This is a genomic window from Citrobacter sp. wls826, from assembly GCF_005281245.1.
Taxonomy (GTDB): domain Bacteria; phylum Pseudomonadota; class Gammaproteobacteria; order Enterobacterales; family Enterobacteriaceae; genus Citrobacter; species Citrobacter braakii.
The window spans coordinates 6,265-16,707 of the sequence record NZ_SZWS01000048.1 but is presented as its reverse complement, the minus strand read 5'-3'; the positions used below and the strand labels follow the sequence as shown (position 1 = coordinate 16,707).

The window sequence follows — 10,443 nt, the reverse complement described above, 5'->3', positions numbered from 1 at the left end:
TGGCATTCGCCATTCTACGGCCCGGATCGGATGCGCGGAAAGGTCGCCGCCATATTCGCGCCCTGCGCCGGGATTTTGTCGATCAGCTCAGCCGACATCCCTCGCTCAGTGAAAACGAATTTGAGTCGCTGACCTATCACCACGTCAGCCAGCTCAGCAACAGTCAGGATGCACTGGCGCGACGCTGGCTATTGCGTTGGGGGGTTGTCTTGCTTAACTGCTCGCACGTGGTGTGGCAACTGCGCACCTGGGAGGTGCGTTCAGATCCTCTGGCTCGCGTCAGAGACGTGTGTATCTCGCTGCTTCGCGACGTAATGAGTGAGCGCGGCGTTCAGCAACGACCGCTGAATGCCACGCTGAGTGAGCTACAGCGTATTTGCGACACGCTCGCCCACCATCATCAACCTGCGGCGCAAGAACTGTCGGCGCTTATCTGGCGACTACACTGCTCGCTTTCTCAGCTCGAACAGGCGCCTCCGCCGGGTACGCTAGGCAATTGATTATTTGATAACGCCACAGGCGTAGCGCGCTCCACCACCGCCAAGCGGTTTTGGTTGATCGGACATATTATCGCCACCGACATGGATCATCAGCGCTTTGCCTTTAACCTCATCGAGCGTTTTCAGCCGCGGCGCAATGACCGGTGTTGTGGCGTTACCGTCGTTATTCACCACCAGCAGCGGCAGGTCGCCCATGTGGCCTGCGCCTTCCGGACCTTCGTGCTTGCCGGTTTGGTGCGGATCATAATGGCCTCCAGCCGATTCCGCGGCTGAGGCTTTTCCTTCTTTAATCGCCGGTTGGCAACTGCCATTCGCATGGACATGGAAGCCATGTTCACCCGGCGGCAGCGCTTTCAGATCGGGCGTAAACTCCAGCCCTTTCCCGGTTTCAGCAATAGTGACCGTACCAATCGCCTGGCCGACGCCTTGCGACGTTACCAGATTCATCGTCACTTTTTCTTCACTGGCAGCCTGCGCACCTGCACAGGCGAGTAGAGTAATAATGGCCAAACTCAAACGCTTCATAAGACCTCCGTCCAAAAGGTGTCTGATTGATAAGTGTAAACCAGTGACACAAATTTGAACGGAGAAGCGTCAAAAACGCGATTACGGTACGTCGTAACCCAGCGCAGCTTTGCGAATACGGAACCACTGCTGGCGAGACATGTTCAATGACTCAGACTCAACGGCGGCGCGTACACGCTCTATCTTCCCTGAGCCAATAATCGGCAGCGGCTGAGACGGCAGACGTAAAATCCAGGCATACACCACCTGCTCAATGGACTGCGCGTTTAACTCTTCTGCGATTGTGGCAAGTTCATTACGTAATGGCTGGAACGCATCGTCATTAAACAGACGACCACCGCCGAGGCAGGACCAGGCCATCGGACGAATGCGCAGTTGTTGCAGTTGATCTAAAGTACCATCCAGCAGGAGCGGCTGATGTACCGGTGAGATCTCAACCTGGTTAGTCGCCAGCGTGAACGGCAGACGCGATTGCAGCAGTGAGAACTGTGCCGGGGTGAAGTTAGATACGCCAAAGTGACGCACTTTTCCGCTATGGTGCAATTTTTTGAACGCGTCGGCTACGTCGTCCGCATCCATGAGCGGATCGGGACGATGGATGAGCAGCAAATCAATATGATCGGTCGCCAGCAACTTCAACGATGCTTCCGCACTGGCAATAATATGCGCGCTGTCGGTGATGTAATGACCCAGCGCATTTTCCGTGCGCGCCGTCGTGGCGATCCCGCACTTGGTAACAATCTGCATTTTTTCACGCAGATGCGGGGCCAGCTTCAGTGCCTCGCCAAACGCCGCTTCACACTGGTATCCGCCGTAAATATCGGCGTGATCGACGGTGGTAACGCCCAGGTCCAGATGTTCTTCAATAAAGCTGACTAGCTGGCGCGCGGACATATTCCAGTCCATCAGGCGCCAATACCCCATTACAAAGCGAGAAAATTCCGGACCTTGCGGCGCAATAGTAATACGCTGAACCATAGCAGCTTCCTTATAAGTGAATGTGCATCGAGTATACGCAATTACGCTTTTAAAAGAGTGAAGGTTGTTGCGGTTCTTCCGAAGGGTTGGCTTTGTTTGCTCGTAATTTACGCATCAGGCGCTGACGACAAAGCCGTAGCACTTCCTGCTTTTCGGCATCGCTCATCTTTTGCCAGTTAAAACGCTCATCCCGACTGCGAAAACAGCCACGGCAAAAACCGCGCTCGTCAGACTGACATATTCCACGGCATGGGCTCTGGACGGGGAAAAACTCCAGCTGTTCGGCCACATCCCCTCCTTTAGTAAGATTGATATACCTATTGAAGACGTTAACTGAATTTCTCGCAAGCGCTATTGCATTAGACCGACTGGTCTATTACACTCCTTTCCATGAACAAAATCACTGAACACGATACACGCGAACATCTGCTGGCGACTGGCGAACTGCTGTGTATGCAGCGCGGTTTCACCGGTATGGGCTTAAGCGAACTACTGAAAACCGCTGAAGTCCCCAAAGGTTCGTTTTATCACTATTTTCGCTCTAAAGAAGCGTTCGGTGTCGCGATGCTGGAACGCCACTATGCGGCCTATCATCAGCGACTGGCTACGCACTTTGATACGGGGGCAGGAAACTATCGCGACCGCATTCTGGCCTACTATCAGGAAACCCTGAACCAGTTTAGCCAGCACGGCATTATCAGCGGTTGTTTAACCGTAAAACTGTCTGCCGAAGTGTGCGATCTGTCAGAAGATATGCGCACGGCGATGGATAAAGGCGCGCGGCACATTATTGCGCTGTTAGCGCAGGCGCTGGAGAAAGGTCAGGCAAACCATTGTCTGTCCTTTGTTGGCGAGCCGTTACAGCAGGCGCAGGTATTGTATGCGCTGTGGCTGGGCGCCAACCTGCAGGCCAAGATTTCTCGTAGCGCCACCCCGCTGGAAAATGCGCTGGCGCACGTTAAAACCATCATTACTACGCCTGCCGTTTAACAGGCGTTTTTATTTCTTTTATTACTAGACGACCGGTCTATTCAGGAGTGCCATATGTCATCTGAAAAACTTTTTTCCCCACTGAAAGTGGGTGCTATTACGGCAGCAAACCGCGTATTCATGGCGCCACTGACGCGTCTGCGCAGCATTGAGCCTGGCGACATCCCTACTCCGCTGATGGCCGAGTATTACCGTCAACGCGCCAGCGCGGGTCTTATCATCAGTGAAGCTACACAGATTTCCGCGCAGGCGAAAGGCTATGCGGGGGCACCCGGCTTACACAGCGAAGCGCAAATTGCCGCATGGAAAAAAATCACCGCTGCCGTACATGCGGAGCAAGGTCATATTGCGGTCCAGTTGTGGCATACCGGGCGCATCTCTCACGCCAGTCTGCAGCCCAACGGTCAGGCACCGGTCGCACCTTCCGCGATTAGCGCCGGTACCCGGACCTCGCTGCGTGATGAAAATGGTCTGGCAACACGTGCGGATACCTCAATGCCGCGTGCGCTGGAAACTGAAGAAATTCCCGGCATCGTTAATGACTTCCGTCAGGCGATTGCCAACGCGCGCGAAGCGGGTTTCGACATGGTTGAACTGCACTCCGCTCACGGCTATCTGCTGCACCAGTTCCTGTCGCCAACGTCTAACCAGCGTACCGATCAATACGGCGGCAGCGTCGAAAATCGTGCACGTCTGGTGCTGGAAGTTGTCGATGCCGGTATTAAAGAATGGGGTGCCGATCGCATTGGTATTCGCGTCTCTCCGATTGGTTCATTCCAGAACGTTGACAACGGCCCGAACGAAGAAGCTGATGCGCTGTATCTGATTGAACAACTGGGCAAGCGCGGAATCGCTTACCTACATATGTCTGAGCCGGACTGGGCTGGCGGCGAGCCGTATTCCGATGCGTTTCGCGAAAAAGTTCGTGCGCGTTTCCACGGTCCGATCATTGGTGCGGGTGCCTACACACCTGAAAAAGCAGAAGCACTGATCGAGAAAGGCCTGACCGACGCCGTTGCTTTTGGTCGCGCCTATATCGCTAACCCGGATCTGGTTGCGCGCCTGCAGCGTAAAGCGGAGCTGAATCCGCAACGTGCCGAAAGCTTCTACGGCGGCGGCGCGGAAGGTTACACCGATTATCCTACCCTCTAACGTCACAAACTACGTTCTGCCATTGATAGCGGCGTAACAACGCCGCTATACTAAAACAACATTTTGAATGTATTAGCCATTTTCGAAGGGGAAAAAGATGCGTTTACTTCATACCATGCTGCGCGTGGGTGACCTGCAGCGTTCCATCGAGTTTTATACCAACGTGCTGGGCATGAAGCTGCTGCGTACCAGCGAAAACCCTGAATACAAATACTCCCTGGCCTTTGTCGGCTACGGCCCTGAAACCAGCGAAGCCGTGATCGAACTGACCTATAACTGGGGTGTCGACAAGTATGAGCTGGGCACTGCCTACGGCCATATCGCCCTGAGCGTAGACAACGCAGCCGAAGCCTGTGAACGTATTCGTCAGAATGGCGGTAACGTCACGCGTGAGGCGGGTCCGGTAAAAGGCGGCACCACCGTAATCGCGTTCGTTGAAGATCCAGACGGTTACAAAATTGAACTGATCGAAGAGAAAGACGCCGGGCGCGGCCTGGGCGACTAACCTCCCCACGGGCGCAGATCGTCTGTGCCCGTAGTTTTATACTCATCATTTTGCCATAATACGCGCTGCAATTTTCCCGTATTAAGAGACCCAGATGTCCGATAACGCTCAACTTTCCGGTCTGTGTGACCGTTTTCGTGGTTTTTATCCTGTCGTCATTGATGTCGAAACCGCAGGGTTCAATGCCAAAACCGATGCGCTGCTTGAGATCGCAGCCATCACACTGAAAATGGATGAACAAGGCTGGCTGATGCCGGACACGACGTTACATTTCCACGTAGAGCCATTTGAAGGCGCGAATTTGCAGCCGGAAGCCCTCGCCTTTAACGGAATTGACCCTAACAATCCGCTACGCGGCGCGGTCAGCGAATATGACGCTCTGCATGCCATCTTTAAAATGGTGCGTAAAGGGATTAAAGACAGCGGCTGCAATCGGGCGATCATGGTGGCGCATAACGCTACGTTCGACCACAGTTTTATGATGGCCGCAGCAGAACGCGCCTCGCTCAAACGTAATCCATTTCATCCGTTCGTCACCTTTGATACTGCGGCCTTAAGCGGCCTGTCTCTGGGGCAAACTGTGTTATCGAAAGCGTGCCTGGCGGCGGGAATGGAATTTGACGGGACTCAGGCGCACTCGGCGCTGTATGACACCGAACGGACGGCCGTGCTGTTTTGCGAAATTGTTAACCGCTGGAAACGTCTCGGCGGCTGGCCTCTTCCCATGCCTGAAGAGGCATAACGGACCGATAAAAAAAGCGACCATCACGAGGTCGCTTTTTTATTTACGCTGATATTATTCAGCGTCCGGCTCTTCGGTTTTGTATTTCGCCGCTGTTTCTTTAATCAGCTGCTGCAACTCACCGCGCTGGTACATTTCGATCAAAATGTCACAGCCGCCAACCAGCTCGCCATCAACCCACAGCTGCGGGAAGGTTGGCCAGTTTGCGTATTTCGGCAGCTCGGCGCGAATATCCGGGTTCTGCAGAATATCAACATAAGCAAAGCGTTCACCACAGGCGGACAGCGCCTGCACAGCCTGAGCGGAGAAACCGCAGCTTGGCAGTTTAGGGGAACCTTTCATGTACAGGAGAATCGGGTTTTCAGCGATCTGGCGCTGGATTTTTTCGATAGTGGTGCTCATTATCTTGCTTCCTTAAACTTCTTTTACGGCAGTAGTCTGACATTGTAGCGGGTCAGACAGGCAACGGAAAATAACATTTTCATTACGCGTTATTATTTTATCCCCTGACGCCAAAAGTTGCATTCACAATCTCATTTATCCCCTTAAAGCCTGTGGATTTGATTATTCGTTCACCAACGCCAACTTTAATTGCTGATTTTTTTTGCGGTCGGTTACGAAACGTAGTTTTAAACAAAAAAGCTATTAACTTTCCCTCTTTCTATAGATTAGAATCATCAAGTTTTGAAAATCACACGCAGGCATGATAGACCTGCCTTACCAGAGGATTGCTCAGTGGCGCGGATAAACCGAATCTCGATCACGCTCTGTGCTTTACTTTTTACTACACTGCCCTTTACGCCCATGGCTCATGCTTCCAAGCAGGCCAGGACGACACCTACCCATTCCCACACCATCAAAACGGTAGATAAAAAGAAAAGCGCAACAACCAGCCAAAAAACAACAAAGACCAGCAAAAAAACGGCGACAAAAACCACCAGCAAAACCAGCACCAAAACCGCTTCCTCTTCTAAACATCGCACTGCCGCTCCGGCAAAGTCGACTAAAACGGCAAACCGTCGTGGTAAAAACACCGCAGCACAAACCGCTGCCGTTACCTGGACTGAAAAATGCACGCCGCGCAAAGGTCATAAGCCGCGCTGTGTAAAAGTGAAAACCACCGCACCAACGACGCTGGCTGACGCGCATAAAGTGAAAGTGCAGAAAGCCACTAAAACCGCCATGTCCACGCTGATGAACCAAATCGGCAAGCCTTATCGCTGGGGCGGCACCTCACCAAGAACCGGGTTTGACTGCAGCGGTCTGGTCTATTACGCCTATAAAGATCTGGTGAAATTCCGCATTCCACGTACTGCGAACGAAATGTATCATCTGCGCGATGCAGCGCCGATTGAACGTGGCGAACTGAAAAATGGCGATCTGGTATTTTTCCGTACCCAGGGGCGTGGAACTGCCGATCACGTTGGCGTTTATGTTGGCAACGGTAAGTTTATTCAGTCACCGCGCAGCGGCCAGGAAATTCAAATCACCTCTCTGAGTGAAGATTACTGGCAGCGCCACTATGTGGGCGCTCGTCGGGTAATGACGCCAAAAACAATTCGTTAAAAACTTACCCTACAGTACATGCTGTAGGGTAAGTTCTTCTTTTGCATAACCTTTCAATTTGCTACCCTATCCTTACTCACAATGAGGCTATTGTGTGTACTCAATACAAATAATAAGGAGAGAAGCAATGTCGTTTGAATTACCTGCATTACCGTATGCCAAAGATGCTCTGGCACCGCACATTTCTGCCGAAACGCTGGAATATCACTATGGCAAACACCATCAAACTTACGTGACTAATCTGAACAACCTGATTAAAGGCACGGCGTTTGAAGGCAAATCACTGGAAGAGATCGTACGTAGCTCTGAAGGCGGTGTATTCAATAACGCAGCACAGGTATGGAACCACACGTTCTACTGGAACTGCCTGGCACCGAACGCAGGTGGCGAACCTACCGGTAAACTGGCCGAAGCAATTGCCGCCTCCTTTGGCAGCTTTGCGGATTTCAAAGCGCAGTTCACCGATGCCGCTATTAAAAACTTCGGTTCTGGCTGGACCTGGCTGGTAAAAGGAACGGATGGCAAACTGGCTATCGTTTCCACCTCCAATGCAGGTACACCGCTGACCACCGACGCGACGCCGCTGATGACCGTTGACGTATGGGAACACGCCTACTACATCGATTATCGCAATACCCGTCCTGGCTACCTGGAAAACTTCTGGGCGCTGGTGAACTGGGAATTTGTTGCGAAGAACTTCGCAGCATAAAAAAGATGACGCAGAAGGAGAACCCTTCTGCGTTTTAGCATTAATTCGCGGTAGTGAAAGCCTCTTCAGGCTGTTTGCGCGCCGAGATAAAGACCAGCAGCAGCGCAAGCCCCGCCACAATTGCCCCCATCACCGGAACAAAGCTGTAGCCCAACCCACCGGAAATCACCGCCCCACCGGCTGCGGCACCCAGAGCATTCCCCAGATTAAACGCGCCAATGTTGACTGACGATGATAATCCAGGCGCTTCGCTGGCAACACGCATCACGCGCATCTGCAACGGCGGAACGACCGCAAACGTCGCTGCCCCCCAGACCACCATACTAACTGCCGCACCCAGCTCATTACGCGCCAGGAAAGGAATGGCCAGCATAATAACCATCAGCAGCAGTAAAAAGCCTTTCAGCGTACCGTTGACGGAACGGTCAGCCAGTTTGCCACCAAGATAGTTACCGATTGAGAAGCCAACGCCAATCAGCACCAGCATACCGGTCACAAACGCCGGTGTGGCATGGGTAATCGTATGTAACACTGGTGAGATATAGGTATAAAGCGTGAACATCGCCCCCGCTCCCAGAACGGTCGTCAGCAGCGCCGACAGCACCTGCGGACGCATAAGTACCGCCAGTTCGCTACGGACATCCGGGCGCTCTCCCGCCCCACCTTTGGGTAATGAGAAGAACAGGCTGACCATGGCGATGACGCCCAGACCCGCCGTTGCCATAAACGACATACGCCAGCCGATGGTTTCACCAAGCCAGGTCGCCGCAGGAACGCCGCCAATATTGGCAATGGTCAACCCCATAAACATGGTTGCCACGGCGCTGGCCTGCTTATGTTTGGGTACTACGCTTGCAGCGACAACGGAGCCAAGACCAAAAAATGCCCCATGGTTCAGACTGGTCAAAATACGCGATAACATCAGGGTGGTGTAATCCGGCGAAATAGCCGAAAGCACGTTGCCCAGCGTGAAAATCGCCATCAGGAATATCAACGCATTACGTCGCGCACGATGGGACAGCAGTAATGTCATCAGCGGAGCCCCCACCATTACCCCAACCGCATACGCGCTGATTAACATTCCGGCCGCGGGAATCGAGACATCCACACCTTTGGCAATGACGGGCAATAATCCCATTGGCGAAAATTCAGTGGTGCCAATGCCAAACGCGCCGATCGCCAGCGCCAGTAAAGGATAATTGAGTTTCATATTTCGACTCCGTAACGTCGAGCCGGGGCGCGACATAAAATAAGAGTCAAAAGCATGACATTGATCGCAAAATTAATAAAGTTAACAAAATTGCAAAAGACTTTTGCTTATTCGCAAACAATCGATGGGAAAGGCAAGCGGAAAGGATGAGGGAGAGCGAACTCCCTCGGGGGAAATCAATGCAGCGCTGCGGTCAGGCCACCCGCGACGATCAAACCCAGAACAATAATGGTAGTCACTAACGAAAATTTCAGATCGGTGCTCATCAAGTTTTCTCCTTTTTATTCCCACACAAAAAGTGATTTTGCGCATTTTTACACACTTGAAAGCAAAAATCTCTCACGATTTATATTGATAACTGCTTTTAACTCTTCCCCTTTTCGTTAAGATCAGACAAAATTCCACGCTTACTTGATTAGCGTACCGGCCATTGACCCCTTCCTGACGTTCCGTGTCGTTTTCCCGGCGTGCCGCAACCCTTACGTTGCGCTAAGGGTGTGTTAAGGCAAACGTTTACCTGGAGTATTCTCAGGAGCTTAGGATATGGTCTGGAGTGAGATGTAATGGCAACAATTAAAGATGTAGCGAAGCGAGCAAACGTTTCCACTACAACCGTATCACACGTAATTAACAAGACGCGCTTTGTCGCGGAAGAAACGCGTAATGCTGTCTGGGCGGCGATCAAAGAGCTGCACTATTCTCCGAGCGCCGTGGCGCGCAGCCTGAAGGTGAATCACACCAAGTCTATTGGCTTGCTGGCCACCAGCAGCGAAGCGGCCTATTTCGCTGAAATTATCGAAGCCGTTGAGAAAAACTGTTTCCAGAAAGGCTATACCCTGATTCTGGGTAACGCATGGAACAGCCTCGAAAAACAGCAGGCTTATCTGTCGATGATGGCGCAAAAGCGCGTTGATGGTCTGCTGGTGATGTGTTCAGAGTATCCGGAGTCGCTGCTTTCGATGCTCGAAGAGTACCGCCATATTCCGATGGTCGTCATGGACTGGGGCGAAGCTAAAGCCGACTTTACCGATACGGTCATTGATAACGCCTTCGAAGGCGGTTACATGGCGGGTCGGTATCTGGTAGAACGCGGTCATCGTGAGATTGGCGTGATCCCAGGCCCAATGGAGCGTAATACCGGAGCCGGGCGTCTGGCAGGCTTTATGAAAGCGATGGAAGAAGCGCTGATTAAAGTTCCTGAAAACTGGATTGTGCAGGGCGATTTTGAGCCTGAATCGGGCTATCGCGCCATGCAGCAAATTCTGTCACAGTCGCATCGTCCGACCGCCGTCTTCTGCGGTGGCGATATCATGGCGATGGGTGCGCTGTGCGCCGCTGACGAGATGGGACTGCGCGTACCGCAGGATGTTTCGCTCATCGGTTACGACAACGTGCGCAATGCCCGCTTCTTCACGCCAGCTCTGACCACCATTCACCAGCCTAAAGATTCACTGGGGGAAACGGCCTTCAACATGCTGTTAGACCGTATCGTGAATAAACGTGAAGAGTCGCAGTCTATCGAGGTTCATCCGCGCCTGGTAGAACGCCGCTCCGTTGCCGACGGCC

13 protein-coding genes and 1 pseudogene are annotated in these 10,443 nt (G+C 52.6%); 8 read left to right on the top strand and 6 right to left on the bottom strand.

Going from position 1 to position 10,443, the window contains the following annotated elements; genetic code table 11:
- Positions 1-525: pseudogene (locus FDW87_RS22300) on the top strand (FUSC family protein); the annotation flags it as partial.
- Here the strand turns inward: FDW87_RS22300 and sodC are convergent.
- The 3 genes from sodC to FDW87_RS10690 all read right to left on the bottom strand — a co-directional run bounded on the left by sodC (position 501) and on the right by FDW87_RS10690 (position 2,292).
- A complete protein-coding gene (gene sodC / locus FDW87_RS10700) occupies positions 501-1,025 on the bottom strand; it encodes a superoxide dismutase [Cu-Zn] SodC (RefSeq protein WP_016156429.1) in 525 nt (174 codons plus the stop codon). The pseudogene FDW87_RS22300 and the gene sodC sit on opposite strands and share 25 nt — an antisense overlap.
- 81 nt (positions 1,026-1,106) lie before the next feature.
- Positions 1,107-2,003, bottom strand: coding sequence for an aldo/keto reductase family oxidoreductase (locus FDW87_RS10695; RefSeq protein ID WP_016152993.1), 897 nt, complete (start codon positions 2,001-2,003; stop codon positions 1,107-1,109).
- Between the two features lie 49 nt (positions 2,004-2,052).
- Positions 2,053-2,292, bottom strand: a complete 240-nt coding sequence (locus tag FDW87_RS10690; protein ID WP_016156428.1) for a DUF1289 domain-containing protein — start codon at positions 2,290-2,292, stop codon at positions 2,053-2,055.
- A 101-nt stretch (positions 2,293-2,393) separates the two neighbouring features.
- On the opposite strand from FDW87_RS10690, the gene FDW87_RS10685 reads away from it, so the two are divergent.
- From FDW87_RS10685 to rnt, 4 genes are all read left to right on the top strand, one after another.
- Complete coding sequence (locus FDW87_RS10685) at positions 2,394-2,993, top strand: TetR/AcrR family transcriptional regulator (protein WP_016152991.1); 600 nt, start codon at positions 2,394-2,396, stop codon at positions 2,991-2,993.
- Between the two features lie 54 nt (positions 2,994-3,047).
- Positions 3,048-4,145: an alkene reductase gene (locus FDW87_RS10680; protein WP_137379731.1), complete on the top strand. Its 1,098-nt coding sequence runs from the start codon at positions 3,048-3,050 to the stop codon at positions 4,143-4,145.
- 97 nt (positions 4,146-4,242) lie between these two features.
- A complete protein-coding gene (gloA, locus tag FDW87_RS10675; protein WP_003029198.1) occupies positions 4,243-4,650 on the top strand; it encodes a lactoylglutathione lyase in 408 nt (135 codons plus the stop codon).
- 94 nt (positions 4,651-4,744) lie between these two features.
- Positions 4,745-5,392 (top strand): ribonuclease T, encoded by a 648-nt coding sequence (rnt, locus tag FDW87_RS10670; protein ID WP_131405887.1) that lies wholly within the window; start codon positions 4,745-4,747, stop codon positions 5,390-5,392.
- 54 nt (positions 5,393-5,446) lie between these two features.
- Here the strand turns inward: rnt and grxD are convergent, their stop codons facing one another.
- On the bottom strand, positions 5,447-5,794 hold the full coding sequence (grxD, locus tag FDW87_RS10665; RefSeq protein ID WP_003832760.1) for a monothiol glutaredoxin 4: 348 nt from the start codon (positions 5,792-5,794) through the stop codon (positions 5,447-5,449).
- 333 nt (positions 5,795-6,127) lie between these two features.
- Here grxD and FDW87_RS10660 point away from each other — a divergent pair, with 333 nt between their 5' ends.
- Together FDW87_RS10660 and sodB are read left to right on the top strand one after the other, a co-directional pair.
- Entirely contained in the window at positions 6,128-6,958 is an 831-nt protein-coding gene (locus FDW87_RS10660) for a C40 family peptidase (RefSeq protein ID WP_019076728.1), read from the top strand.
- A 127-nt stretch (positions 6,959-7,085) separates the two neighbouring features.
- The gene (gene sodB / locus FDW87_RS10655; RefSeq protein ID WP_137379730.1) at positions 7,086-7,667 is read left to right on the top strand and encodes a superoxide dismutase [Fe]; all 582 of its coding nucleotides are present in this window, start codon (positions 7,086-7,088) and stop codon (positions 7,665-7,667) included.
- A 40-nt stretch (positions 7,668-7,707) separates the two neighbouring features.
- Here the strand turns inward: sodB and FDW87_RS10650 are convergent, their stop codons facing one another.
- Both FDW87_RS10650 and cydH read right to left on the bottom strand, forming a co-directional pair.
- Positions 7,708-8,877, bottom strand: coding sequence for an MFS transporter (locus tag FDW87_RS10650; protein ID WP_046276347.1), 1,170 nt, complete (start codon positions 8,875-8,877; stop codon positions 7,708-7,710).
- Positions 8,878-9,053: 176 nt separating this feature from the next.
- Complete coding sequence (gene cydH, locus FDW87_RS10645) at positions 9,054-9,143, bottom strand: cytochrome bd-I accessory subunit CydH (protein ID WP_003029209.1); 90 nt, start codon at positions 9,141-9,143, stop codon at positions 9,054-9,056.
- A gap of 297 nt (positions 9,144-9,440) precedes the next feature.
- Between cydH and purR the strand changes: the two genes are divergently transcribed.
- Positions 9,441-10,443 (top strand): HTH-type transcriptional repressor PurR (gene purR, locus FDW87_RS10640; protein ID WP_137379766.1); only part of this gene is annotated, 1,003 nt, incomplete at its 3' end.

What these genes read in the sequence shown, in the direction of transcription:
- rnt (WP_131405887.1), top strand. Translation starts at nt 4,745, where the DNA reads ATGTCCGATAACGCTCAACTTTCCGGTCTGTGTGACCGTTTTCGTGGT.
- FDW87_RS10695 (WP_016152993.1), bottom strand. Translation starts at nt 2,003, where the DNA reads ATGGTTCAGCGTATTACTATTGCGCCGCAAGGTCCGGAATTTTCTCGC.
- gloA (WP_003029198.1), top strand. Translation starts at nt 4,243, where the DNA reads ATGCGTTTACTTCATACCATGCTGCGCGTGGGTGACCTGCAGCGTTCC.
- FDW87_RS10680 (WP_137379731.1), top strand. Translation starts at nt 3,048, where the DNA reads ATGTCATCTGAAAAACTTTTTTCCCCACTGAAAGTGGGTGCTATTACG.
- sodC (WP_016156429.1), bottom strand. Translation starts at nt 1,025, where the DNA reads ATGAAGCGTTTGAGTTTGGCCATTATTACTCTACTCGCCTGTGCAGGT.
- cydH (WP_003029209.1), bottom strand. Translation starts at nt 9,143, where the DNA reads ATGAGCACCGATCTGAAATTTTCGTTAGTGACTACCATTATTGTTCTG.
- FDW87_RS10685 (WP_016152991.1), top strand. Translation starts at nt 2,394, where the DNA reads ATGAACAAAATCACTGAACACGATACACGCGAACATCTGCTGGCGACT.
- grxD (WP_003832760.1), bottom strand. Translation starts at nt 5,794, where the DNA reads ATGAGCACCACTATCGAAAAAATCCAGCGCCAGATCGCTGAAAACCCG.
- sodB (WP_137379730.1), top strand. Translation starts at nt 7,086, where the DNA reads ATGTCGTTTGAATTACCTGCATTACCGTATGCCAAAGATGCTCTGGCA.
- FDW87_RS10650 (WP_046276347.1), bottom strand. Translation starts at nt 8,877, where the DNA reads ATGAAACTCAATTATCCTTTACTGGCGCTGGCGATCGGCGCGTTTGGC.